The organism is Acetobacterium sp. (assembly GCF_030652775.1).
Lineage (GTDB): Bacteria > Bacillota > Clostridia > Eubacteriales > Eubacteriaceae > Acetobacterium.
Genome location: NZ_JAUSPS010000028.1, coordinates 24,842 through 50,614, shown reverse-complemented (window position 1 = coordinate 50,614; position 25,773 = coordinate 24,842). Strand labels below are relative to the sequence as shown.

The 25,773-nt window shown below is 40.3% G+C and carries 24 protein-coding genes; all 24 read right to left on the bottom strand.

From position 1 onward, the window contains the following. Positions 1-343, bottom strand: a 343-nt coding sequence (locus Q7J41_RS04775; protein WP_304885734.1) for an ABC transporter ATP-binding protein, incomplete at its 3' end; no start/stop codon positions are given. Next, the gene (locus Q7J41_RS04770) at positions 336-1,415 is read right to left on the bottom strand and encodes an iron ABC transporter permease (RefSeq protein ID WP_304885732.1); all 1,080 of its coding nucleotides are present in this window, start codon (positions 1,413-1,415) and stop codon (positions 336-338) included. The genes Q7J41_RS04770 and Q7J41_RS04775, both read right to left, overlap by 8 nt. After that, positions 1,406-2,557, bottom strand: coding sequence for an ABC transporter substrate-binding protein (locus Q7J41_RS04765; RefSeq protein ID WP_304885730.1), 1,152 nt, complete (start codon positions 2,555-2,557; stop codon positions 1,406-1,408). Before Q7J41_RS04765 ends, Q7J41_RS04770 begins: the two co-directional genes overlap by 10 nt. Before the next feature lie 156 nt (positions 2,558-2,713). Next, the gene (locus Q7J41_RS04760; protein WP_304885728.1) at positions 2,714-3,457 is read right to left on the bottom strand and encodes a class I SAM-dependent methyltransferase; all 744 of its coding nucleotides are present in this window, start codon (positions 3,455-3,457) and stop codon (positions 2,714-2,716) included. Between the two features lie 67 nt (positions 3,458-3,524). After that, on the bottom strand, positions 3,525-5,279 hold the full coding sequence (locus Q7J41_RS04755) for an ABC transporter ATP-binding protein (RefSeq protein WP_304885726.1): 1,755 nt from the start codon (positions 5,277-5,279) through the stop codon (positions 3,525-3,527). Further along, positions 5,272-7,014, bottom strand: a complete 1,743-nt coding sequence (locus Q7J41_RS04750) for an ABC transporter ATP-binding protein (protein ID WP_304885724.1) — start codon at positions 7,012-7,014, stop codon at positions 5,272-5,274. Before Q7J41_RS04750 ends, Q7J41_RS04755 begins: the two co-directional genes overlap by 8 nt. 33 nt (positions 7,015-7,047) lie before the next feature. Next, a complete protein-coding gene (locus tag Q7J41_RS04745; RefSeq protein ID WP_304885722.1) occupies positions 7,048-8,568 on the bottom strand; it encodes a methyltransferase domain-containing protein in 1,521 nt (506 codons plus the stop codon). 78 nt (positions 8,569-8,646) lie between these two features. Next, positions 8,647-9,306 carry an ABC transporter ATP-binding protein gene (locus Q7J41_RS04740; RefSeq protein ID WP_304885720.1) on the bottom strand — a complete coding sequence of 220 codons (660 nt, stop codon included), beginning with the start codon at positions 9,304-9,306 and terminating at the stop codon, positions 8,647-8,649. After that, a complete protein-coding gene (locus Q7J41_RS04735; RefSeq protein ID WP_304885718.1) occupies positions 9,224-10,210 on the bottom strand; it encodes an ABC transporter ATP-binding protein in 987 nt (328 codons plus the stop codon). The genes Q7J41_RS04740 and Q7J41_RS04735 overlap by 83 nt, the downstream gene beginning before the upstream one ends. Further along, positions 10,207-11,082 carry a nickel/cobalt ABC transporter permease gene (gene opp1C, locus Q7J41_RS04730; protein WP_304885715.1) on the bottom strand — a complete coding sequence of 292 codons (876 nt, stop codon included), beginning with the start codon at positions 11,080-11,082 and terminating at the stop codon, positions 10,207-10,209. The genes Q7J41_RS04735 and opp1C overlap by 4 nt, the downstream gene beginning before the upstream one ends. Further along, on the bottom strand, positions 11,082-12,011 hold the full coding sequence (gene opp1B / locus Q7J41_RS04725) for a nickel/cobalt ABC transporter permease (RefSeq protein WP_304885713.1): 930 nt from the start codon (positions 12,009-12,011) through the stop codon (positions 11,082-11,084). Before opp1B ends, opp1C begins: the two co-directional genes overlap by 1 nt. An 89-nt stretch (positions 12,012-12,100) precedes the next feature. After that, entirely contained in the window at positions 12,101-13,702 is a 1,602-nt protein-coding gene (gene nikA / locus Q7J41_RS04720) for a nickel ABC transporter substrate-binding protein (protein WP_304885711.1), read from the bottom strand. A 26-nt stretch (positions 13,703-13,728) separates the two neighbouring features. Continuing rightward, positions 13,729-14,445, bottom strand: coding sequence for a class I SAM-dependent methyltransferase (locus tag Q7J41_RS04715; RefSeq protein ID WP_304885709.1), 717 nt, complete (start codon positions 14,443-14,445; stop codon positions 13,729-13,731). A 301-nt stretch (positions 14,446-14,746) separates the two neighbouring features. After that, positions 14,747-16,114 (bottom strand): MATE family efflux transporter, encoded by a 1,368-nt coding sequence (locus tag Q7J41_RS04710; protein ID WP_304885707.1) that lies wholly within the window; start codon positions 16,112-16,114, stop codon positions 14,747-14,749. A 161-nt stretch (positions 16,115-16,275) separates the two neighbouring features. Beyond that, positions 16,276-16,623: a hypothetical protein gene (locus Q7J41_RS04705; protein ID WP_304885738.1), complete on the bottom strand. Its 348-nt coding sequence runs from the start codon at positions 16,621-16,623 to the stop codon at positions 16,276-16,278. After that, entirely contained in the window at positions 16,605-17,075 is a 471-nt protein-coding gene (locus tag Q7J41_RS04700; protein ID WP_304885705.1) for an ATP-binding cassette domain-containing protein, read from the bottom strand. Before Q7J41_RS04700 ends, Q7J41_RS04705 begins: the two co-directional genes overlap by 19 nt. Further along, positions 17,059-17,826 carry an ABC transporter ATP-binding protein gene (locus Q7J41_RS04695; protein WP_304885703.1) on the bottom strand — a complete coding sequence of 256 codons (768 nt, stop codon included), beginning with the start codon at positions 17,824-17,826 and terminating at the stop codon, positions 17,059-17,061. The genes Q7J41_RS04700 and Q7J41_RS04695 overlap by 17 nt, the downstream gene beginning before the upstream one ends. Next, positions 17,823-18,596, bottom strand: a complete 774-nt coding sequence (locus Q7J41_RS04690) for a class I SAM-dependent methyltransferase (protein ID WP_304885702.1) — start codon at positions 18,594-18,596, stop codon at positions 17,823-17,825. Before Q7J41_RS04690 ends, Q7J41_RS04695 begins: the two co-directional genes overlap by 4 nt. Before the next feature lie 11 nt (positions 18,597-18,607). Beyond that, positions 18,608-20,137 carry an ABC transporter substrate-binding protein gene (locus Q7J41_RS04685; RefSeq protein ID WP_304885701.1) on the bottom strand — a complete coding sequence of 510 codons (1,530 nt, stop codon included), beginning with the start codon at positions 20,135-20,137 and terminating at the stop codon, positions 18,608-18,610. Positions 20,138-20,333: 196 nt separating this feature from the next. Beyond that, on the bottom strand, positions 20,334-21,104 hold the full coding sequence (locus Q7J41_RS04680; protein WP_304885700.1) for an ABC transporter ATP-binding protein: 771 nt from the start codon (positions 21,102-21,104) through the stop codon (positions 20,334-20,336). Continuing rightward, on the bottom strand, positions 21,088-22,080 hold the full coding sequence (locus Q7J41_RS04675; RefSeq protein ID WP_304885698.1) for an ABC transporter ATP-binding protein: 993 nt from the start codon (positions 22,078-22,080) through the stop codon (positions 21,088-21,090). Before Q7J41_RS04675 ends, Q7J41_RS04680 begins: the two co-directional genes overlap by 17 nt. Before the next feature lie 10 nt (positions 22,081-22,090). Further along, positions 22,091-23,014 (bottom strand): nickel transporter permease, encoded by a 924-nt coding sequence (gene nikC, locus Q7J41_RS04670; protein WP_304885696.1) that lies wholly within the window; start codon positions 23,012-23,014, stop codon positions 22,091-22,093. Continuing rightward, the gene (gene nikB / locus Q7J41_RS04665; protein WP_304885694.1) at positions 23,014-23,961 is read right to left on the bottom strand and encodes a nickel ABC transporter permease; all 948 of its coding nucleotides are present in this window, start codon (positions 23,959-23,961) and stop codon (positions 23,014-23,016) included. Before nikB ends, nikC begins: the two co-directional genes overlap by 1 nt. Positions 23,962-24,049: 88 nt before the next feature. Beyond that, complete coding sequence (locus Q7J41_RS04660) at positions 24,050-25,621, bottom strand: ABC transporter substrate-binding protein (RefSeq protein ID WP_304885692.1); 1,572 nt, start codon at positions 25,619-25,621, stop codon at positions 24,050-24,052. Positions 25,622-25,773: the final 152 nt, after the last annotated feature.

Genomic DNA, 25,773 nt, shown 5'->3' with positions numbered 1-25,773 from the left:
CTTTTTCTATCTCCTCATCCGAAACCCGATAATTCAGATTTCCGATTCTGCCCAAAAGCACGACTTCAAACACATTCAAGTCAGCCTCGCAACCGCTGTCCTGAGATAAATAACTAATTCTTTTGGTGAATTCATTGGGTGAATACTGACTGCGATTTTTGCCAGAATAAAAAATTTCCCCATCATTTTTTAAAATCCCACAGATATTTTTAAGCAGTGTCGATTTTCCAATCCCATTCGCGCCAATAATTGCTGTGATTTCTTTAGGTTTCGCGATAAAATTGACATCCTTAAGGATCGTTGTTTTGCCATAGGCAAAGCTTAAATCTTTTACTTCAATCATTGATCAACCTCGTTCTTTTTGATAATACTAACGAAAAGAAAAACGGCACCCCAATAAGTGAGGTGATAATCCCAATTGGAAAAATAAATCCCGGGACAATCAATTTACTCAAGACGGAGGCTACCGACAACACCAATGCCCCACATAATGATGATAACGGAATAAAAAAACGTTGATCTTCACCAATTAACAGCCTGGCCATGTGTGGTCCAACCAGGCCAATAAAACCAATCGTTCCCACAAAACACACGGCTATACCCGTAATAATAGATATCAAAGCAAAACATTTAATTCGCAGTTTTTCAACATCCACCCCTAAACCGGTCGCTTTTTCATCTCCCAGTTTAAGCGCCGTCAGCTTCCAGGCATCTTTGAGTGTTAATGGTATGACCAGAGCCAATATAAGAAAAATCAGTCCCACAGTAAACCAATTTGATCGGGATAAGCTGCCAAATAACCAAAAAACAATGTTTTGACTTTCTTCCGGTGTTGCCATATACTGCATCATTGATTGCAGTGCCTGAAATAGAAAAGATAAACCAATCCCTGCCAGGATCATTGTCTGGGGTTTCATTTTGGTATATTTTCCAAATCCGTAAATCGAAAAGCAGGTGATCCCTGCAAAAACAAAAGAAAACAGCGGAACCGTATAAATCCCAACGAAAGATAACGCTGATGCGCCGGTTACAATCGCCATCGCGGCGCCAAACCCTGCTCCCGCCGAAACCCCAAGGGTATATGGGCTGGCCAGGGGATTATTTAGGATCGTCTGCATCACGGCTCCGGCAAAGCTTAAGGACGCACCCACACCAATCGCCATCAATGCCGTTGGTAGTCGGTAATCCCAAACGATAATCATTGTCGTGCTCTCAACATTACCTAAATGAAACAAAGCCTGAAATGTTTCGCCAATACTCAGCCATGCCGGTCCCAGAATAATGTCGGCAAAAAAACTGATACAACATAAAAGAAAGATAAATAAAAGCGCTCCTGATTTTTTTTTAGCCTCTTCTTTGTAGGAATAATTACTTTCTTTTCTTTTAATGGAAGCATTTAAATTGGTTACTGCCATTGTGTCATCCATACTCCGGATAAATCATATGGCAGGAATTTTTCATAATACTCCTGGAGATCCGCGTAAGGATCTATATCCTTAAATTCATCTGGATAAAGAGATTTTGCAATAAATTCAAAGGCGGCGAAGTCGTAGATTTCTCTGGCTAATCCGTGATGAATCGCAAAAACCTTCTTGTCTTTAACGGCATTCAGTTCGCTCCAGCCAGTTCTTTGGGTATATTCTGTCAATTGTTTTTGTAGTGTTGTCTCATTTGACTCATAGCCCATGCGTAAAGAGCTTTCAGTTTTAGGCCAGTAAGAACCGGTCAGAAAAATAACATCAGTATTCTTACTCAACAAATACTCCGGACTAATAGGGGTCGCTTTTGAAACACTGCCTTCAGCAATGTTATTACCACCAGCAATGGTAACCATGCTCCCCCACATGGTTGTACTGGGATAGGTATTGCCATACTCACCGACACCTGTAGATCCACATTCAACATAAACATCCGCTTTTTCGCTGGTTATCTTGGCGACCCGTTCTTCAACAACCTTTCGTTTATCCAGACAATAGTCGGTAATTTCCTGAGCTCTTGCCTCTTCTCCAAAAATCTGACCAAGAAGCAGGGTTGATTTTTCATGATTTTCAACAGTCTCGGCATGATAGTCAATATAGACGACCGGTATGCCAGCTTCTTCCAATTTTCCCTGTGCACTTGCCTCTGCAGCAGTCTTTGTTCCTAGTGCAAAGATACACACGTCGGGATTCAGTTGAATGACTTTTTCAATGTTAAAATCATCCGTATCCACACTCCCGACATTTGGTATGTTTGCCAGATCCGGTACTTTTGATACATAAGCCTGATACATATCATTGCGATTTACTTGAAGGGAATTTCCCCATCCAACAATATGGTCCGCGACATCTTCACCTAACAAAGCCGACATGGTCATAAAAGCACCGCCAGAACCGGACCAATTGATTACCGCTGTTTTAACAGGCAGTTCCAGTTCGATCACTCTGCCTGCTAAATCCGTCACTTCGACTGTTTCGCTCTTAGATACATCCTTTTCGGTCTGAGTTCCACTGCAAGCCGTACATAAAGTAAGACTCAGTACCATTATCATTAAAATAGAAATTGCTTTCCTAAACATATCAATCCCTCTTTCTCATATTTTAATTGTCATAATTTGTTCAATGCTTGTCCTTAACCCTTTTTTCATTTATTAGTTTCACTTTGTTGTAAAAAATACGTAAATGCCTGTTAACAACAGTAACTGCAGTAACTCTTCAGTATTGAATTTTGTCCGCTATTCCTTTACCGCTGAAATCATAAACATCGGTGACGCACCAAACAGCATCTTTTCTTTGGCATCCCAAACCTTTTCGGTTATATCCCGAATATAGTCAACGCCAATAAAGCCACAACTTTTAAGCGCATTGATATCCCAATCCGGTCGCATCACCTTACTTAATGGTAAAAGCTCGATGTTAATCTGTTCTTCCTGACTTTTAGCATCTGAAAAGGTTGACCCAAAGATCTCTAAACACCGCTGTTCCCGTTCTTTTACCTCTTCCATGAGAGCCTCATCAAAATAATGATGATGCCAATTGGCATCAAAGATCAGCAGTTTTCCGCCGGGTTTTAAAATCTGGTGCCAGGAATCATAAACCGCGGTTGGATTTTTGAGTGTCCAGGTAACGTTCCTGCTAAGAATCAGATCAAAGGAATTATCCTCAAAGGTCAATGTATGACTGTCCATCATTTTTAGAACCGGCCAGACCCCGTGCTTTTTGGCATTCTTTTTAGCAATCTCCAGCATCCCTTCGGAACAGTCAATACCGGTTACTTCATGATCGGCCTGACTCAAGATAATCGAGAAAAACCCCGGTCCGGTGCCGACATCAAGAATTTTTAATTGATTTGTCGTTGCTACTTCTCCTAAAATAATCGATTTCCATGCCTCTGGTCTGAAGCTGCTTAATTCATCATCAATAATCTTTCCGTAATTGTCAGCAGCCTGTGTCCAGTACTTGCCCATATTGTTTTCCATGAAATACCCCCTTGTATTACGCTTACTTTTTATCACTTTTGGAGTTTAGCTCATTGTTCTCGCTTTTTTAACCCTTATCAAACTGATATGCCACTAACTCCTTATAGAATCCATCTTTTTCAATCAGCTCATGATGATTGCCAACCTGTACGACCCTACCATTGTTTATCACAACCAGTTTATCTGCAGCCATAATCGTCGATAAACGATGGGCCACGACAATGGTCGTTCTTTTTCCAGCCTGATCTTTGAGGGCTTTTTGAATAAATTGCTCATTTTCTGTATCCAGACTTGATACCGCTTCATCCAGAATCAGAATCGGAGTATTTTTTAAAACTGCTCTGGCAATAGCAATCCGCTGGCGTTGTCCTCCTGAAAGCCGAAATCCGCGCTCCCCAGTAGTGGTGTCATATCCATTTGGTAATCCCATGATAAACTCATGGGCATAGGCTATCTTGGCGGCATTTTCAATCTCCTCATCGGTGGCATCCGGCTTACCTAACCGGATATTCTCCCTCACTGATGTATGAAATAGATAAACATCCTGAAGCACTGCTGAAACCATATCCTGAAGACTATCCTGAGCAATATCCCGAATATCGATTCCACCAATCGAAAGGCTTCCTTTCTGGACATCCCAGTAGCGTAAAAGAAGATTGCAACAAGTCGTCTTGCCGGCTCCTGACGGCCCGACCAAAGCGACTGTTTCGCCTTCTTTTATATCAAATGATACCCCTTGGAGGGTATCCTCTAAATCTTCATGATAACGGAATGTTACCTGGTCAAACTTAATCGAACATTCCATAATATGAATATTAACCGTCTGGCCATCGTCTTTTACCATCGGCTCGGTATTTAAAACCTGCCCCACTCGGTTTGCGGCCGCAAAAATCAGGCCAAAGTTCCGGGAAACACCACATATTTCAATGATCGGATTAAAAAGTAGCGCCGATAACATAACCACAACCGGATAGTAGGAAAACGCCAGCGAACCGCCTTGTACAAGCAGGGCTGTTACCCCCATTACGATAACCGTAAAAGTACCGACAAAAATCTGCATTAACATACTCTCAGTGCCAAGACGTTTACCGTAGATAATTTGAGCGTCATAAAGCTTTTTCATTTCTACTTTGTTCTTCTCTTTATAAGGTTCCAGATAGTTAAGGGTCAATAGTTCCCGCAATCCCTGAATGCCTTCGACGGTGATTGCATTGGCATCGGAAAGTCGCTCCCGAACCGCTTTTCCCTGCTCGTCGGCTTTATTTCGCATAAAGAAAGAGGTCCAGACGGTTAGCACCACAAAAATCAGCATTAAACCAGCCAGTAAAATGTTTATCTGTACCAGAACAACCAGGATGATCATCGTTACACCCGCCGCGACAATATAGGAACCCAAGGTATGAGCCAGAAACCATTCCAGCAGCTCGACATCGCTCATTAAAGTGGAACCAATTTGTCCCGAACGCTGGCTGATCAAATAAGCTGGCGATATTTTGTCAATCCGGTCATACAAACGTACTCTGAAATCTTTGAGCACCCGGTATGCAACATCATGGCCAAACCACATTTCACCATAAAACATCACGGCCCGTAATACAATACCAAGACACAGTAACATAAAAAGGCTTGTAAATTGATCTTCAAGCTGCCCTTCCATTGCCAGACCAACCATATAGGCAACAATCAGGGATGTTCCAATGGTAACAAGATGCTTGCTTAGTCCGGCCAGAATGGTTAGGATCATTTCCAGGGCATAGACTCGCATACTGGAAACGAGCATAAAAATATTCTTCCAACGATAATTTTTATTTTTCTCAACCACAGGCTTCCCCCCTTATTTGAGCATTGATCAAGCCTGAATAGACACCATTTAGTTTTAATAACGCTTCATGATTTCCTTGTTCCACAAGTCGTCCCTCCGATAAAACAAAAATCTTATCCGCATTTTGAATCGTCGAAAGTCGATGGGCAATAATAATGGTGGTTCTATTTTGAGTCAGGGACTCCAGTGTTTTTTGGATCAGCTTTTCATTTTTCGCATCAACACTGGATGTGGCTTCATCAAGAATTAGCAGTGGTGCATCTTTTAGAATGGCTCTGGTGATGGCCAGCCGCTGACATTCGCCGCCGGATAGTGTTGCCCCTCGTTCGCCAATCATACTCTGGTAACCATCCGGCATGTTCATGATAAACTCATGGGCTCCTGCCGCCTGGGCAGCCTTTTTAAGCTCTTTTTCTGCCGCTTGTGGTTTGGCCATTGCAATACTCTCAGCGATGGTACCATGAAATAAATAGGTGTCCTGAAAAACAACCCCAATATTTCGCAGCAGATAATTAAGATCATACTCCCGGATGTCCATCTCACTAATTTTAATGGTACCAACATCCATATCGTAAAAACGGAGCAGCAGATTGGCGATCGTCGATTTGCCCGAACCTGATTTCCCTACAAAAGCCACTGTTTCTCCGGGTTGAATGGTGAATGAGATATTTGATACCGCATCTTGTGCATCCTTACGATAGGAAAAACTGACATCCTTGAATTCAATTCCCGGTAAACCTTCATCCAAATTTGTTTTATTAGCGTTGTCGATATTAACAATTGTCAGTTCTTCATCGACAATTTCAAATAGTTCTTTTGCCACCGATAAGCCTAAAAAACTGTTATGCCAGTAATTATTTAAATCCACCATGGGTCGGGCACACTCTACCGCCAAAAATAAAAATGCTGAAACGGACGCCACTGGGATGATGCCAATACCGGTTCGATAGGCCGCAATGGCTACCGTAATGGTGGATGCGATGGACGTAAGCAGGGTCATCAAGCTAGAGTCAATCAGTGAGAAGGTCGTGCTGTTAAGCTGCTCATGATAAAAAGTCGTGGCATTGGCTTCCAGCTCTGTTCCTTTTATTTTGCTGGCATGAAAGGCTTTTAGCGTCGTCATCCCTTGGATTGCATCGACATATTGAGCATTCAATTCTGCATAAGCCTGCCAATAAGCAACAAACCGTTCTCTGACCAGCGGAAGCGTAAAATAAGGCACTGCCACACACAATAGCATTGCGGCAATGATCACAAGCCCAGTTACCGTATCCAATGTAGCCAGATAAATACCAATGGCAAGCCCAGAAATCCCAATGCTGATAATTTGGGGAACATAGTCAATCAAAAAAGGCTCCAATGATTCAATGCCGTCCAACACCAGCGATTGCACCTTTCCGCTTCGCTTATCATTTAAATAGCCTGGACCTAAATGCAAAATTTTGTCAAAAATCATGGTTCTGATTTTATTCTTTACTGCTATTGCCATCACCTTGGAATAGCATTCCCTAATCCGGGAAAAAATCCCCCGCAGGATCACCATCAGCAGGGCGATACCAAGATAAGGTAAAATCTGCCTAAGATCAACACCGATAAATACCGCTGAAACAACTGCTGCCATGGTAATCGCCTGAATAATATAGGTTGCGCTGATTGCGATCGAAATCATGACTTTGTTAAAAACTTCTCTACGGATTAGTGTTATGTAGTGCAGTAACCGATTATAAGCTTCCAATATGATTCACTCCTTTTGTGGTTGGTGGGTTCTTCACTTTTTCTGCGCAACAACCATAAACATTGGGGTTGTTGCTTCCCGCTTTTGTTCTATTTCGGTCAAAACTTTCTGAGAAATGTTTTCTTCTATTTCCAAAACATTAAAGCCAAATTGCGACAAGTTTTCCTGATCCCAAGCCGGTCTTCTCAGCTTTGAAAAGGGCAGATTAGCAGAAAGTTTGTCAATCAACACCGTACTGCTGTGTCCATAACCATAGAGCTTTTTCTCTCCGAGTGCTTCCAGTTCCTCTCGATTCTTTATAAACCGTTGTTTCTCTTCTTCATCATATTGATATAAATTCCAATTACCATCGATATAGATCAGTTTTCCATTCTTTTTCAGTACCCGGTTCCATTCAGAAAAGGCCTCCTGGGGATCCTTCATCAGCCATGTCACATTTCGGCAGATAATCCCATCAAAGCTGTTGTCATCAAACGGCAGATGATCCGCTTTTGCCTGAACAAACTCAACCTGCACCCCCAGTTCCTGAGCACAATAGGCGGCTTCGCCCAGCATCTTTTCAGAAAAATCCACCCCTGTTAACTGATATCCTTTTTCTGCCAGTAAGGTTGCCATAAAGCCGCTTCCCGTCCCGATATCCAGTATTTTATATTTCTTTTCTTCCTCAAAATGAGGCTCCAGAAGCTCAAGGTAGGCATTTTTTTTGAAGGAGTGATGGTCTCTCAGACAATTGGAACCCCAATTGATGGCGGCACCATCCCAATAGACCCGATTAAAAGCCTCTTCCTCTTCTGCTTTTGTGGCCTTGGTTGCTGAGATCATAAACATAGGTGTGCAACCATAGAGCATCCGATCCATATCCGTTAGTGAAACGCGTTCGGAAAGATTGGTGTCAAAAACCAGATTTTGAAAGCCCAGCTTCCATAGCGCTGCTTTATCCCATTGCGGCCGCTGTACCCCGACCATCGGCAATTTCAGCCAATAATCTTCAACTACATTCATTGAAAACTTTTCGGGAAGCTCACCATATTTTTCCCGATATTCCCGCATCCCTTCGGTCATTTCTCGTCCAGCTAACGGATCAAAATGGCTCATATACCAATTCGCATCAAAAATCAACAACTTCCCACCTGGTTTCAGTACTCGTTTCCATTCTTTATATGCTTTCTCTGGTTCATAAAGTGTCCAGGTAACATTTCGATTAACGATCAAGTCAAAGGTGTTATCTTCAAAATCCAAGACATGACTATCCATGATTTTAAGCTCAGGTTTCACCCCTTGCTGTTCGGCATTTTTTACTGCACTTTCAATCATTTCTGGGGTGCAGTCAATGCCAGTAACCTGATAACCTATTTTTGCCAGAATAATGGCAAAAAAGCCGGGGCCGGTACCAATATCCAAGACGGTTATAGCTTCTTTTTGAAGGGCATTCTCTTTGATTAAATTTGTCCAAACGGTAACACTGTTTTCATCAAATAGTTGACTTTGAATCGATTTGTTAAAATTCTCAGCTGATTCAGACCATCGTTTCACTGTTGTTTCATAATTATTCATATGTTTATCCTCCTGATGTGTTTGATTGTTTATAAGGGCTGCTGCAAAATTTTGAAAACTTTTTCATTCGATTATTCTTTAAAAGGGAATAACCGCCGCTAATAAACTTCTTGAATAAGGGTCTTTCACTCTTCCGATATTATTTACCGCCGTCTCTTCGATTATTTTTCCGTCATTAAAAAAAATAATCCGATCACAGATATAAACCGCCGCCTGAATATCATGGGTAATGAACAGGTAGCTCATCTTATATTTTTCTTTAAGTTTTAAAAAAAGGTTGAGAATCTGGGTTTGTATGGAGACATCCAGCGAGCTGATTGCTTCATCTAAAAGCAGGAATTGGGGCTCAGTCGAAATAGCTCTTGCAATACAAACACGCTGGGCCTCCCCACCGGATAATTCGTGGGGATATTTTTTCAGGTATGATCGATTTAATCCAACATCTTCCAATAATTGAATTATTTTCTCTTCGTATCGTTTGTGATTATATTTTCTATCGATCACCATCATCGGTTCTGCAATGGCTTCAAAAACACAGGCGTTGGGATTGATTGATGAACTGTAATCCTGAAAAACGGTACTCATATGCCCCAGCCGGGTATTGGGATTATTGACATTTTTGCCCATATACAGGATTTCGCCGCTATCAGGCTTCTCAATCCCAAGAACCAGTCTTCCAAGTGTCGATTTTCCACTTCCACTTTCGCCAATGATACCAAGGCATTCTCCCTTGTTCATTTGAAAGCTCACATCCTTGAGAATCATCTTCCGCTTCATGGATAAAACCCCGCCCTGTTGATAGGACTTTTTCACATTCTTCACTGCCAACATCACCTGTTTCCTCCATAATTCTTTTAAAGTTTGTTCCTAATGCCGCTCTGGTACTTACTAAATACTGAGTATAAGGATGCTGAGGTTTAGTAAATATTTCCTCAATTGGACCTTCCTCCACCTTTTCTCCATCTTTCATAACCAGAACATCATCCGCTATTTGACGAACCACGCCCAAATCATGAGAAATAAAAATCATTGTTGTTCCTATTTCTTTCCGTAATTTAATAAATTGGTCAACAACTTCATATTGGGTAATGGTATCCAGAGCGGTTGTCGGTTCATCGGCAATGATTAATTCGGGCTCCAGTGCCAACGCCAGGGCAATCATAATCCGCTGCAGCATTCCCCCCGACAATTGATGGGGATACTTTTGAAGAATTTCTTCGGGGTTATTTAACATGACACGATTCATGGCCGAGATCATACAATGATCCGCGGCTTCTTTTTTTAAATCAAGCTTTTCAGCAAGTGTTTCTCTTAATCCAACCCGAATCATACAAGACGGATCAAAAGCGGTCATGCCGTCTTGAAAAATCATAAATATTTTTCGGCCTCTGATTTTTTGCATACTTTCCTGACCCAACTCCAGCAGATTCTCACCGTCAAAGGCGATACAACCGGTGCATTCGATCCATGGTTTATGGATACCGGTAATTCCCTTGACAGTCATCGATTTGCCGCTACCACTTTCCCCAACAATAGCCAGGCATCTGTTTTTTTTCACTTCAAAGCTAAGATCTTTAATAATCACATCGTCGTCACGATCATCCCAGATTTTAAGATTTGAAATTTTTATACTGCTGCTCATGCGGCCAACCTCTTCCTTTTGAACCGATTTTTCTTCAGTGCGTACCCCTCATGCTTGACATCCATTGCGTCTCTGATTGAATCCCCTAAAAAAGAAAACGAAACCGCCATCACCATAATAGCAATTCCCGAGGGAAGCATCTGATAGGGATGGATCAGCATCGCATCCTTTGCTTCACTTAGCATCATGCCCCATTCAGGTGTCGGAGCCTGAACCCCCAGTCCCAGGAACGATAATCCCGATACCATTAATATCTGGGAGCTGATATTATTGCTCGCCATGACGGCAATTTCGGGAAAAATTGCCGGTAAAATATGCTTTCGTAGAATATGGCCGGTTTTACAGCCTGAGGCCTTGGAAAACATAACATAGTTCTTATCTGTATACTTCATCACGGCTGATCGAAATACCCGGGCAAACCAAGCCCATTTCATCAAGATACAGGCCAACAAAATATTTTTTAAGCCGGTCCCAAACATTCCCACAATGGCTAAGGTCATGACTTCACTGGGAAAAGATAAAACAATATCACAGACCCGCATAATCACTTCATCAACCTTACCCTTAAAATAACCGGCAATAATCCCTAAAATAGTACCAATCGAAATGGTCGCAAACATCGCTACCAGAACAAACAATACACTGGTACGAATTCCAAAAATTAAACGGGACAGCATGCAACGTCCCAGCTGATCATTTCCCAATGGATATTCCCATGAGGGACCATCAAATTTCAAGGTTGCATTGATCTCCAGCGGATCATTAGGGGCAAAAAAATTTGCAAAAATACCAACAATTATAATCATCAGAATGATTGCCAGACAGCTTACTGCAATCCGATCTTTTTTTATCTTACTCCAAACATTCATCATTACGCCTTCCTCAATTTAGGATTTAAAACAGCAGTGACGATGTCTCCAAAAATATTAAACAAACAATAGGAAAGAGCCAGTATTAAAACATAGGCTTGAATAATCGGTAAATCGCGGTTAAATATCGAAGAAACACAGAGCCGCCCTAATCCCGGCCAGGCAAAAACGTTTTCGATCACCACAGTTCCGGCCATCATTCCCGGTATTGCCATACAAAAGGCCGCCACTGCTGTCTGGATGGAATTTCTAAAAATATGCTTGACGACCACTTTCTCTTTAACACCGCAGGATCTGGCATAAACCACATAATTTTCATTCATATTTTCAAGCATTGAATTTCGTATCATTCTAAAATAGAACCCACAATACCCAATGGACATGACCATTGTCGGTAAAACAAAATTGGTCCATGACCCTACCCCACTTGTGGGCAATAAATTTAATTTTACCGAAAAAAACCAGATCGCCAATGTTCCAATCCAAAAGGCCGGCATTGCCGATATAATAAATAAAAAACTTCGGGTTCCCCGATCAATCATCCGTCCTTCAAATTGAGCACAGATAATTCCCAGAAAAATTGACAGCATGATGGTCACCACCGTATTAGCCAGCGCCAACTGCATGGTATAGCCAAAAGCTGGCGAAATCATTTTAAAAACCGGTTGTTGGGTGACATAGGACTTTCCAAAGTCCAGATGAATCACATCGTTTAACCAATTGACATAACGAACCAGAAAAGGTTGATCCAAGCCCAATTCAATTTTTGTCTCTTCGATTAATTCTTCAGTGACCACTGGTACCCCGTTTGCTCTTAAAATTATTTCGACTGGATCGGATGGTGATAAATTAATAAGCACAAACGAAATAAAGGAAATAATAAAAAACATTGGTATAATTGTCAGGATCCGCCTGATTATATAGTTGCGCATAGTTATCCTCTTTTCAGGAAAAAAGAAGCTACCAAGAAACATCATTTATTTGTGTTCTATGTTCTCTTAAGCAGCTTCTCATCAATTATCTATTCAAAATACATTTTTTCAAATGGAATTTCGTATTGCGATTGATTAAACGTAATGTTCTTTAAATCTTTCGGCGCTACAGCAATGACTTGTACATCTGTCAATGGAATAAAACAGGCATCATCCTGAATCTTATTTAGTACTTTTGTATAGAGCTCTTGTCGCTTGACCTCATCAGTCGACACCAGGGCTTGGTCAATCCAATCAAACATTTCTTGTGAATTTTCTAGATTTTGGGTACTGGTTAAATACGATGACGGTGCTGAAAATGCTGACATTGTACTTTGCGGATCATAAGGCACACCCCAGGTTGCATCGATTAACAAATCGTAATCCCCTGTTTTTCTACGATCATAATATGCACTTTTCTCTTCACCAGTGAGCACCAGTTCAATCCCGATATCTTTTAAATTACTTTGGAGGTACTCACAAATACCTTTAACCCCAGCCACATCGGTCCGATATTCAATTCTTACCGAAAGCTTCTCACCATTTTTGGTATAGTATTCCGATCCACTTTCCATTTTCCAGCCCGATGCTTCAATCAATTTCTTTGCCTTAGCAGTATCAAACGTTCTTTCCTTCAGCTTCACATCACAGTATGGCGCTGTTGAAGGAAATAAGGTTTCCGCCGGCGTTTCCAACCCAGACAAAATTTCGCTAGAGAGTTCTTCTTTATTGATGCCATACCATATTGCCTCTTTGATATTTTTATCCGCAATAATGGTCTCTGGTTTAGAAGCATTGACCATTAAAAAACGGGTTGCACATGGTTCGCTATAAACAATCTGATAATCTTTATTTGTTCCCATGCTTTTTAATGTTTCTGAATCCAACATTGCATCAGAGTAATTACTGTACAGAAAATCAATTTCGCCATTTTGTAAAGCCAGCTGTGCTGTTTGACCAGCTGGCAAAACCTTAAAGGTAACCGTCTTTATTTTCGGTTCTCCACCCCAATACTCATCGTTGCTGACAAAGGTAGCATACTGATTCTGTACATGCTCAGTTAATTTATATGGCCCTGTTCCAACAAATGCTGAAACGCCATCTTTCGTTTCACCATTAATAAATGTCGCCGGTGACATCATACAATAGGGTCGCAGTAATCCCAACTCAGTTAAGATGGGATAATATGGCTCGGATAAGACGATATTAACGGTATTGTCATCGACGATATCCACACTTTTAATTTTTTTACTCAAACTGATCCATGCATGTTTTTCAGGATTTCTTTGTACTGCATCGATATTGGCTTTAACCGCTTCGGCATTAAATGGTTGACCATCCGTAAAATTCACACCTTTTCGCAGATGAAACGTGTAAACCGTCCCATCCTTTGATATATCCCAACTTTCAGCTAAGGCAGCTTTAGGGCCATCGGCCGTGTTTTCGACTAACGTATCAAATACCATTCCCTGGGCCGCCATATCACCAGCATATAGATGACCATTAAGATCACCAATATCCTTTGATCTGGCCGTAGTCAAAGTCGTCTTTGCTTCACCCGTTCCGCCACTATCCTGGCTAGTACAAGCACCAAGTGACACGCACATTGCCATCATCATCACACAACAAATTAAAATTCTGATTCTTTTCATCAAGTTTACTCCTCTTTAACGTTCGATTATTTTTCCATACAAATACAAAATAATGGGCATCCATCGCGTTCGTAATTCAATTCTTTCGGAAATCGTTTTCTGACATCATCTTCGATTGAAACTCCCTTCATCCCAATGGAATCCAGAAAATTGATATCCCATTGTGGTCGCTTCAACTGGCTGATACTCAAACAATCCTTAATTTCGTCACACTCTTTTGATCTCTTTGTATCAATTGCTTTATGTGGAAATTGCTTCTTCTGTTCGATAAACGATACCGCGCCATAATCCGAATCAAAATTGATCAGTCTTCCCCCGGGTTTAAGTACTCGTTTCCATTCAATATAGGCTTCCTCCACACTAGGTAATGTCCAGGTCAGATTCCTTGTAACAACCACATCAAACGAACCATCTTCAAATTCCAGGCTTTGAGCATTCATTTCTAAAAATTGTGTTTTATCATCACACTTCAATCGCACAGCATGTTCTTTCGCTCGCTCTAACAGCGCTGGAGTCAAATCGATTCCAGTCACCTGATAACCCATTAAAGCTAAATTGAGTGCAAAATATCCTGGACCGGTTCCAATGTCAAGAACATGACCCACACTTTTTAAAGCAATCTTTTCTTCAAGTATCTCTGTCCAGATCTTGTCATATTCTTTTTCTGATTCACTGAACATATTCACCCCAAAGGTATCTGAACGTTCAGTCCAATAATTCTTAACCCGTTGTAATACTTCCATTTATCCCCCTCCTTTTTTGTTTGAATTATAAATATTGGTGACATTCGTTGGTAATTCTTCTTATTTTTGTTGCAGATTTTCCACCCTTCTTAATAATCAATACCCCTCAGCCAACCTCCTTGTCAATCGGAAACAAAAAAGCCATGAAAGTTGCTTTCACAACCTTCATGGCTTTTTTATGCTTTCAAAACATAAGTCGAATTTATATTTACTTTAATCTTTAACTGATGAAAGTATACATGTATATAGTTGTAATGTCAAGTTTGTTTTTCCATTTATTTACATATGTCAACTTTTCGAATCAACTTTCAGCATTTACTACTCTTAACGAATTAACTTCTCCCATCCAATTTCCTCGCCAATAATAGAGCGCCATACAAAGAGCAGTTGAAGCCCAGGTAATGGGATAAGTTATTGCAATTCCCTGAATATCATGGAAAGACGACATGATCACAAATAAAAGAATTGTTCTCAACACACAAATATTGGTAAGAATAATGGCCATCGGTGGGACCGCCTTGCCGGCACCTCGGATGGTTCCCCCCAACACTTCCAGAATCAGGTAAATCCAATAAAAGGGCAGGGTAATCCGGATAATTTGAAGGCCATAAGCCACGACGGAAGGATCATTATTAATCACACCAAAGGCCTGTCTGCCAAAGACCAGTAAAACTAAACTCATCACAGCGGTTATTCCAATTCCTATAATAAGGCAAACCCTGGTTCCTTTTCTGACCCGGTCATAGTTGCCCGCACCGATATTTTGACTGGTAAAGGTGGTAATCGTCTGTCCCATCGCCAAAATCGGCAGGTAAATTAACAGTTCCACTTTAAAATACACTGTAAATGCGGCAATCGAATCGACACCCAGACTATTGACATGAAATTGAGCAAAAACATTGGAGATGGTTATCACCAGTGTCTGAAAACCAGCGGGCACACCAATTTTTAAAATTCTAAAAAAGTATTGCTTATCGATTCTGATTTTATTGAGTTCCAATTTAAAATCACTGTTAGTATTCATTAAATAATGTAACACCATTAGGGCCGCAATTGTCTGTGAAAATAAGGTTGCCCAGGCAACTCCCACGACTCCAAATTTTAAAACAATAACAAAAATCCCACCCATTATCACATTGACGATTCCGCCAATTAATTGAATATTCATTGGTGTTCGGGAATTTCCCATCGCCCTAATAATGCCAGATCCCATGTTGTAAGTTATTACCGAGATCATACTCAGAAAATAAATGCGAATATATATGACCGCTAAATCCATAATCTCATCCGGCGTATTAATCAGTTGTAAGAAAAAGGGTGCGCCGATCAGTCCAATCACCATAATAATAATCCCGCTGACAAATCCTAATGCAATGGCTGTATGAACAACTTTTTTTAGCTCTTTCTGATTACCCGTGCCAAAAACATAGGACGCTACCACACTTGAACCAATTGACATACCGGAGAAAAAACCAACCAGACAGGTGACAAACAAAGTGCTGGCCCCAACTGCTGCCGCTGCCTCTTTGCCTACAAAATTACCTACATAGATCAGATCAACGGTATGATATAATTGCTGGATCAGGCTGGTTCCCAGTAAAGGCAATGCGAAAAACAACAATTTTTTCCATATAACGCCTTCTGTTAAAGTTAAACTGTTATTTTTCATTTTACTCCTTTTTGCCATCAAAAAAAGCCATACAAATTGCTTTCACAACCTTCATGGCTTTTTTATTGGCTTCATGACAATAAATTTGTTATCCTCTTCGTTTTTAAATCTAACCATTTGAATTATACTTTAAATCCATTTAATTTGTCAAATAAAAACCATTAAATACAAATTTCATTGATAGGATCAGCAGGTATGTTTAACTTTCTTTTCCCGGGTTGATTAACTGGCAAAGCACTAAACAGCTTTTGCGTGTAAGGATGCTTAAAATTAAATTTATTTTCGCTATCAAGGATCTCAACAATTTCACCTTGCTCCATTACCATCACCCGATCGCTGATACTTTTTACAGCTTCGATGTCGTGTGAAATAAATAAGATGGTCATATTTAGTTCTTTATTTAGTTTTTTCAGCAATTCAAGTAGCTTTTCCTGGGTAATGACATCCAGACTCGACGTGATTTCATCGCAGATCATGATCGACGGCGACATCAGCAAGGCTCGGCAAATATTAACACGCTGCCGCTCACCACCACTGATGCTGATCGGAAACTCGACAGCACATCCTCTTTAAGATGTACCCGATCCAGCTCTTTTCTGATTCTTTCTTCTTGTTCTCGGGTGTTCAAATCAGCATTGTTAACCAAGGGTTCTTTTAATTTCGACATGATTTTCATCCCCGGATTCAAGGATGCCAGGTTATCCTGAAAAACCATCTGGCAACCTCGCCGGAAAGATTTCAAATCTTCTTTTGGCAGTGAGTAGATATTCTTATTCCTAAAGTAAATATTCCCCCTGCTGGGCTTCTCAAATCGACCGATCAGCTTGGCTAAGGTACTCTTTCCACAACCACTTTCCCCTACTAATCCCAGAACTTCGCCCTCACAAATGCTAAAATTAAGGTCTTTTAACACGGTCTGACGATTATATTCTTTAGTCAGGTTTTCAATAAACATCAGCATGGTTTAACTCCTTAAAGGTTGCCTTAATCAATCGTTTGGTGTAGCCTTCTCTGGGCTTGTCAAAAATTTCAAAAACGTTACCCTGCTCGACGATGCGACCCTTCTGCATAACAATCACTTCATCGGCAATTTCCGCCACCACTCCAAAATCATGGGTTACCACGAATAGCGTTGTTTTAAGCTCCCGGTTAATCGTGATGAACTCTTTTAGAATTTCTTTTTGAATGGTGACGTCAAGGGCGGTTGTCGGTTCATCGGCAATGATCAGGGTTGGTTCAATCAGCATGCCGCAAGCGATCATCAATCGCTGCAGCATCCCGCCACTGAGTTCGAAAGGGTACTGCCCCAGCACCCTCTGGGGGTCTTTAAAATTGAGTTTTCTTAAAATCGTTTCCATGCTTCTTTCAAAATCTGGTTGAGTCATCTCCATATAACCATTCACCATATTAAAAAGTTGTTTCCTGATCTTTATCGATTGATTGAACGAATTCATTGGATCCTGAAAGATTGAAAAAATACTTTCACCTGAAAATTGAATGCTACTCTGGTCTGAAAAATAGGCTTTTTCTGGCGTTAAACCCAAAATGGATGCAATCGTCATAGTTTTTCCACTGCCACTTTCGCCTACTAAACAGGTGATTTTACCTTTGGTTACATCAAAGCAGACATTGTTGATAACCTGATGGTCATCTTCATCTCCGACAATCGATAAACTTAAGCCTTTGACTTCCAGGAGATTTTCACTGTTCACATTTTTGTTCCAATAATAATGGTCCGCTTGTATGGATTTTTTAACCGATACCCCAGACTCATTATTTCCTTTTCAGCTTCTTCGACGTATTTTGCATCCCGGACTTCAATATCTAACCCCGAATTTCTAACCAGATTGACCAATTGTCGGGCGTTTTTATCATGCATCATAGGCAACTTTGAGATTAACTCATCGTCATAATTGCCAACATTTTTAAAGGCATTTTTTCCTTCTTTTACACTAACCAGACAGGTTCCGATAAAAATTTTTGCCTTATTGCTAAAACTGTCATGAAACCAATCGCCATCGATAATGATCAAACGCCCTCCGGGTTTTAAAACCCGAACCCATTCCGCAATCGCTTTCTTGGGATGAGGCAGTGTCCAAACCAAATGACGGTTAATAACAACATCATAGCTATTATCCGGCTCATTCAGATTTTCAGCATCACCAATTTCGAAAACGATCTCTTTAAAACCGCTCTCCTGAGCCTTTAATTTTGCCCGACTCAGCATTCCCTCAGATAAATCAATCCCTTTGCATTGATGACCCAGCTCACTAAGAAGCAACGACAGAAATCCGGTTCCTGCTCCAACATCCAAAATTTTACTGGGATTAATTGGAATCATACTATCCAGGAGTTTTAGCCATTCCTGTTTTTCCTTTTCACTTTTTAATCCATGGGCATAGCTATTATCATAACTGCTTCCGCATTTATCCCAGATCGTACTGATTTTATTTTTGACTTCTAAACTATTTTCGTTACTCATAACACCCTCACTCATATTAAATATTTATTTTTTAAATCTTCACTGATATAATTCACACACATAGTACTTAAGACGATCATGATTCCTGGAAAAAGAGCCGCCCACCAGACGCCTGTCAGAATATAGTTTTGAGCATTAAAAATCATATTTCCCCAAGACGGTATTTCCTGGGGTACCCCAACCCCTAAAAAACTCAAAGCCGCTTCATTCATAATGGCACTTGAAAAGGTGAAGGTAAAAACAATGATAATACTGGAAACACTGTTTCTGGCAAGGTGATTAAATAATATTTTCCAGGTCGGCGTGTTCATCCCTCTGGCAAGCGCCACAAATTCTTTCTGTTTTAATTCCATAAAACGACCTCTGATAACCCGCGCCATGGTCATCCAACTGGTTAAACTCATTATTATCACTAAACCAATGACCTTATTGGGTGCCATCATTTGAAAACAAAGAATAATAATGGTGGCGGGAATTGCATAGAGGATCTCAACAAAACGCATCAAGACTGCATCTGTTTTCCCCCCGTTATAGCCACTGATGCCGCCATAAATAATCCCGATGGTAATCCCTGCCGTCGTCGCAATCGTTGCTATCGATAGGGATACAATCCCGCCATAAAGCACTCTGGCAAAAATGTCCCGACCTAGATTATCGGTTCCACAGTAATGATTCAAACTGGGGGCTTGAAGCACCTGGTTTAAATCAACTTCCAGCGGATCCTGCAAAGGCAGGATGGGCGCGGTAAAATTGTACATCATGCAACGGTAGTCAGCCGAGTCGATAATATGAACCGCCGTGTTTTGACCGCTCTTAATCTTTTCAACCTGACTTGGTTCGATAAATGCCAAATCAATTTCGCCTGATTCTAACTGTACTGCTCTGGTATTGTAGTCCGGGAGAAATTTAAAAATGACATTCTCAATTTTTGCCTGTTCACCATAGAAATCAGCAAATCGGGTCATCGTTAAAGACTCTCCGGTTGTCCAACTGACAAACTTATAAGGACCGCAACCAATGGGATTATGATTGAAATCAGAATCATTGATATTTTTTCCGGTAAATACATGTTCTGGCACAATCCCGACGGTCAGTTTATCCAAAAGTGGTGGAAATGTTTGTTTTAAAACGATTTTAACGGTTAAATCATCAACTTTTTCAATGCTGGCAACTTCCCTAAAATCGGTTGCCCGACTTGAATTAACACTGGGTTCCATAATACTTTTAATGGTAAATACTACATCAGCCGCCGTTAACGTTTCACCATCATGAAATTTAACGCCATCGCGTATTTTAAAGGTATAGGTCAAATTATCTGAACTGACTATGACCTCTTTGGCCAGATCATTTTGAGGAACATTATTTTCATCATGTTTCATCAACCCTCTAAAAAGCAAATCATCTTCATAGGTGGAATCTAAAATTGGATTAATTTTTTCATCTTCAAACTCGGCACCATAAACCAAGGTATTTTTCTTGGTAATAGTTCCGCTATCACCGCTGTTTTTACTGCTACATCCCGACATGATTATGGTAATCATTAAAAATACTACTAAACTTGTACTGCTCTTTTCTTCATTTCTTCCTCTTTTCAAATTTTATATTTATAAAAAAACCGTGAAAATTATACCGCTTCAAAAAAATCATTTTCTGAATTCGTATAACCTTCACGGTTAAATTTTTATGAATTATTAAATAAAATCCTGTTAAATTAATTCCTGCACCGCCTACTCAAATTTAAATATACAGCGCTGACTGCAGTAATTGCTTTGTATAGTGGTGTTGTGGCATATTAAAAACTTTTTCTGTGTTTCCAATTTCGACGATTTTACCTGTTTCCATCACGGCTACACGATCACAAATTGATTGAATTACTTCTAAATCATGTGAAATATAAAGCATGGTGATGTTAAATTCATCATGAATTTCTTTTAATAATTTCAGAATTTGAGCCTGAACTGATACATCCAGCATCGACGTTGGCTCATCACAAATAATGAATTTAGGCTGTAAGCACAATGCTCGGGTAATTGATAACCGTTGTGCCTGGCCACCACTTAGTTCGTGCGGATATTTTTTTAACTGATCCTTTGTTAGTCCTACCCGTTCGATCAGATGTTCCACCATTGCCTTTTCTTCGGCTTTATTTTTTGCCAGCTTATAAAGTCTGATGGGTTCAGCACAAGCGAAGTAAATATTTCGTCGCGGATTAAAAGTCATCTGTGGGTGTTGAAAAATCATTTGTATTTCTCTTCTTAAATAATACCAATCACGATTATTAACCTTTGTTAAATCCCGGCCATTATAAAACACTCCCCCAGAAGTTGGTTTGATAAGTCCCATTACTATTTTTGAAACGGTTGTTTTTCCTGATCCACTTCCACCTACCAGTCCAAAAATTTCACCTTCTTTAATATCGAAACTTACATCATCCACTGCATCTGTCACATTGTTTCCTAAAAAACCGGAATAGTATTTTTTGCTTAATCCTTTAACTTGTAATTGCATGGCTAAAAATCTCACTTACATTCATATTTTTATAAATACTGCACTTTGTGAAATGCCCCGCTGAAATTTCGACACTCTCTGGTTCTTCATTGACACAAATATCACTAGAACATTCACATCGATCGCTGAAGCGGCACCCTTTGGGAAGATCTTGAAAAGATGGCATAAATCCATTCATTACATTAAAGCCTTTCGATGGCATGGATGCGATCAAACCTTTGGTATAGGGATGACGGGGTTGATTAATGACTGAATCGGTAGGCCCAATTTCTACAACTTCCCCGCAATACATCACCGCAACGCGATCGGCCACATATTTAGCCGCGGCAATATCATGGGTAATAAACAGCATCGCACACTTCATATCATTTTTTAATTCACAAAACACATCCATAACATCTTTACGTAATGCCCAATCCACTGCTTTTGTGGGTTCATCAACAATCAGTAATTCGGGGTGTGTGATCACACCCATAGCAATTAGTACCCGTTGACACATACCGCCACTAAGTTCACATGGGTAATTTTCATAAAAATCTTCTCCTCGGGGAAGGCCTAACCTGGAAAAAATCTCATGAACTTTTAATGCTGTTTTCTTTTTATCAGCTTCGCTGCTATTCTTTTCAAGAACACATTCAGCTACCTGGTTGCCCACATGCATTAAAGGATTAAGTGAAGTACTGGGACTCTGGGGAACTGATGAAATCTCCTGACCTCTCAATTGACGGAATTCATGATCATTCATTTTTGTAATATCCTGCCCTTTAAAAAAAATATTGCCCGTCACAATTGCATTATCTGGAAGCAAATGAAGAATTGCACTACCAGTCACAGATTTTCCGCAGCCGGTTTCTCCGATCACTGCTAGAACTTCATTTTCATTTATATCCATCGATACATTATTTAAAATATGAACATGATTATCGTCAACTGCAAAGCTCACATTTAGGTTTTTAATTTCTAAAAGACCTCTCATTTAAATCCTCCTATTCTGTTTTGACCGAATCACGCATCCGCGGATCAAGTAAATCTCTGACCCCATCACCCAACATATTAAAAGTTAGTGCTGAGGCTGCAATCGCCAATCCCGGAAAAATCGCCATCCATGGGGCATAACGCATGTACTCTTTGCCATCGCTTATCATTGCACCCCAGTCCGGTGATGGCGGTTGAGCGCCAAGCCCCAAAAAGCTGAGCGAAGCACAGTATAGAATAATACTGCCAATATTAAGCGATGCCAGAATCAATATTTTTGAAACAATATTCGGTAAAAAATACTTGAACATAATTTGCAAACTATTATTGCCAATGGCTTTCGCCGCTTCAATATATTCGGCATTTTTCAAAAGAATGGCTTCTCCCCGGGAAACCCGAGCATAACTGGTCCATTGGATACAACAAATGGCAATTACTAGATTGATCGCCCCGGTACCCAAAACAGTGGAAATGGCCAGTGCAAATATAATCGTCGGAAAAGCCAGCAGGACGTCGACAATGCGCATGAAAATCATATCAACCTTTCCACCCCAAAAACCCGAGATCATCCCAACAAGCGTGCCAATGCAGGCACTGAAAATGACAACCATAAAGGCGGTGCTCAATGAAATTCGAGATCCTTCGATAATCCGGCTCAGGACATCTCGTCCCATGTTGTCGGTTCCAAAAATATGAGCTGCGGATGGTGGAATAAATTTAAGTGCCAGATCCATTTTCGTGGGATCATAAGGTTCCAGTACCGGAGCGAAGATTGCCACAAGTATGATAAAAGTTGCGAAAATAATACCCAGAGTAAGCATGATGTTTTTTTTATTAAAACTTCGCCAAAGAACATTCATATACTTGGGAATTCCAGCCAGTTTTGGTCGCGGATATCTTAACCCTTCTGTAACAGAGACAGGCTTTTCCATCATTAGTTGTCACCTCCTGAATATTTAATTCGTGGATCAATACAAGAATACGTAATATCGACAATGAGATTAACAATAGCATAGCCAAAGGCAATAATCAAAACACAACCTTCAATCATGGGAAGGTCTTTGGTATTGATGGAATCAATCAAGAGTCCGCCAATTCCTGGCCAGGCAAAGATATTTTCGATAATAACAGCTCCACCAATAATATGACCAATCTGCAGACCAATGACTGTAATAATCGGCGGAATGGCATTTCTTAATGCATGCCCAAAAATAACCTGATTATCTTCCAACCCCTTTGCCCGGGCAACGGTGATATAGTCCTGTCCCAAAACATCAAGCATGCTGGACCGGAGCATTCTTGTTGTCGCTGCAGTCATTCCGATGGACAAGGTAACCGCGGGCAAGATGATACTGCTAAAACCGGCCATACCACTGACTGGAAGCACTTTTAACTGAATCGAGAAGATAATGATCAAGAGCAATGCAATCCAAAAAGATGGAAATGATGAAAGTAGCAATGTAGAAAACCGACTAAAATGATCAATGGGCCTATTATGATTCAAGGCACTGATAATTCCAAACGGTATTGAAATAACAATCGATATCAGAAACGCACTAAATCCTAGAATTAGCGTATTCGGTAATCTAATTTTCAGGATATCAATCACGGGTTTGTTATATTTATAAGAGGTACCCAACTCTCCGGTTACGACATTTTTTAACCAATCCGTATACTGAACAAAAACAGGTCTTTTTAAGTCAAATTTTGTTCTAACATTTTCAAGTGTTTCTGGTGAGACCGCATCTTCGCCATAAACCGATACGATAATTGCATTGGCCGTATCGCCTGGGGTGACATGGACGGTAAAAAAGGTTAAGGTCGCAACCATCCACAAAACAAAAAACACGATAATCATTCGTTTAATTATATATTTTATCATTCTGTCTCCTATTCATTTAACTTCTATTCAAAGAATAAATGAAACTAAATCCGTACAATCTTAAGGATTGCACGGATTTTAAAAAGTGTTATTTTAAACTTGTTTCATAGGGTACAATGAAATCATGAACAGCCGCACTATAGGAAAAGTTTTCGACATCATCTGAGAGCACAAATACGGCACCATAATTTGCGATTGTATAAACCGCTACATCGTTTTGTGCAAGTACTTGAGCCTGTTTACTTAATGAATATTTTTCTTCCATATTACTGGTTGCTTTGCACGCATCTACTAGTTTATCAAGTTCCGGGTTACTGTAATTAATTTGTTTTGCATTACTACTTCCAGACTGATAGTAGGTACTTAAATAATAGGAAGCTGAAGGGACATAACCCGTCGCCGCGGAGCTAAGAACCATGTCAAAATTACCAGCTTTCTGAGCTTCGGTAAGTGCATTGCCATCTAAAACTTGAACATTTGCTTCAATGCCCAGATTCGCAAAATATCCGGCAACCGCCTGGACAATCAGTGAATTACCCGGTCGTCTTGAGGACGTAATAATATTCATTGAAATTTTTTGACCATTGTAATCCCTAAAACCATCGCCATCCGTATCTTTAACACCTGCTGCATCGAGTAAAGACCCTGCTTTCTGGGCATCATATTCATAGGTATCGACATTTGTATTTGCCCATGGCATGGTTTCTAAGAATATCCCTTTCGGTACCGATCCAACCCCAAGCAGTACATCATTAACAATATCTTTTTTATTAACAGCATAAATCAGCGCTTTTCTCACGTTAACGTCTTTTAGATAGTCCTTATTTAAATTATAGCTAAAGAAATAGGTTCGGGCGGTATTGAATTTTTCAACGTTGATCCCATCCTTGTCTGTAAGAGTTTCAAGATCACTAAACGGTACGTCAGTCGCAATATCAACTTCGCCATTCTGTGCCGAAAGAGAACGGGTACTGGAATCAGATAGACTCAGAACCACCCGTCTGGTTACATTCGAATCAACTTTTTGCCAATATTTATCATAAGGTACACATTCAAATTTACCAGAAGAAACATCAAAGCTGTCCTGTTTAAAATACCCGGTTCCCACAGCCGTCACAAATTCGCCCTTATCATTTACGGATGATTTGGCAACAATGGCAGTACCAACATTCGTTAACGCTTCTGGCAGATCTCCGGTATTAACAGAGGTATTGAATTGAACGGTATAGTCATCAATAACATCAACCGATGCAATCCCGGTTGTTTTAGCCAATGAGGTATTCTCTACTAAACTACGATCGATACACCACTTAACAGCCTCTGCATTGAATTTTTTGCCATCATGGAAAGTTACATCATCACGCAGCTTAAACACCCAGGTCGTATCACCGGTTCGTTCCCATTCTTTAGCCAGGGAAGGGTGCAAAATGAAATCTGAATCAACCGATACCAGTGTTTCAATGACCCCAGCAACCTCTTTTAACATCGTGGCACCATCACCGTTGCTGACATCCAGAGTCGTAACCGTGGATGGAAAAGCAATGGTAAGAACCTTTTCTCCATCAGCTGTTTTAGCATTAGCTCCTGAACAACCGGCAAATAGGGTTAAACTTAACCCGATCACCATTAACAACAAAAAACCTTTAAATTTTAATTTCAAATCCTTTTCTCCTCTTAATAAATAGTATTTTTTTTTCCTATAACATACCTAAACCCTTAACAGCTTCTTATATCAGACTTACACCATTAATCATATGTCTAAAAATATAAGCTGTCATCTTGTGTGTAACAGTTTATAATAAAAAGTCCAAG

Coding starts and splice junctions, on each gene's coding strand:
- Q7J41_RS04770 (WP_304885732.1), bottom strand. CDS start 1,415: ATGGCAGTAACCAATTTAAATGCTTCCATTAAAAGAAAAGAAAGTAAT.
- Q7J41_RS04765 (WP_304885730.1), bottom strand. CDS start 2,557: ATGTTTAGGAAAGCAATTTCTATTTTAATGATAATGGTACTGAGTCTT.
- Q7J41_RS04760 (WP_304885728.1), bottom strand. CDS start 3,457: ATGGAAAACAATATGGGCAAGTACTGGACACAGGCTGCTGACAATTAC.
- Q7J41_RS04745 (WP_304885722.1), bottom strand. CDS start 8,568: ATGAATAATTATGAAACAACAGTGAAACGATGGTCTGAATCAGCTGAG.
- Q7J41_RS04740 (WP_304885720.1), bottom strand. CDS start 9,306: ATGAACAAGGGAGAATGCCTTGGTATCATTGGCGAAAGTGGAAGTGGA.
- Q7J41_RS04735 (WP_304885718.1), bottom strand. CDS start 10,210: ATGAGCAGCAGTATAAAAATTTCAAATCTTAAAATCTGGGATGATCGT.
- opp1C (WP_304885715.1), bottom strand. CDS start 11,082: ATGATGAATGTTTGGAGTAAGATAAAAAAAGATCGGATTGCAGTAAGC.
- opp1B (WP_304885713.1), bottom strand. CDS start 12,011: ATGCGCAACTATATAATCAGGCGGATCCTGACAATTATACCAATGTTT.
- nikA (WP_304885711.1), bottom strand. CDS start 13,702: ATGAAAAGAATCAGAATTTTAATTTGTTGTGTGATGATGATGGCAATG.
- Q7J41_RS04715 (WP_304885709.1), bottom strand. CDS start 14,445: ATGGAAGTATTACAACGGGTTAAGAATTATTGGACTGAACGTTCAGAT.
- Q7J41_RS04710 (WP_304885707.1), bottom strand. CDS start 16,114: ATGAAAAATAACAGTTTAACTTTAACAGAAGGCGTTATATGGAAAAAA.
- Q7J41_RS04700 (WP_304885705.1), bottom strand. CDS start 17,075: ATGCTGATGTTTATTGAAAACCTGACTAAAGAATATAATCGTCAGACC.
- Q7J41_RS04690 (WP_304885702.1), bottom strand. CDS start 18,596: ATGAGTAACGAAAATAGTTTAGAAGTCAAAAATAAAATCAGTACGATC.
- Q7J41_RS04685 (WP_304885701.1), bottom strand. CDS start 20,137: ATGATTACCATAATCATGTCGGGATGTAGCAGTAAAAACAGCGGTGAT.
- Q7J41_RS04680 (WP_304885700.1), bottom strand. CDS start 21,104: ATGCAATTACAAGTTAAAGGATTAAGCAAAAAATACTATTCCGGTTTT.
- Q7J41_RS04675 (WP_304885698.1), bottom strand. CDS start 22,080: ATGAGAGGTCTTTTAGAAATTAAAAACCTAAATGTGAGCTTTGCAGTT.
- nikC (WP_304885696.1), bottom strand. CDS start 23,014: ATGATGGAAAAGCCTGTCTCTGTTACAGAAGGGTTAAGATATCCGCGA.
- nikB (WP_304885694.1), bottom strand. CDS start 23,961: ATGATAAAATATATAATTAAACGAATGATTATCGTGTTTTTTGTTTTG.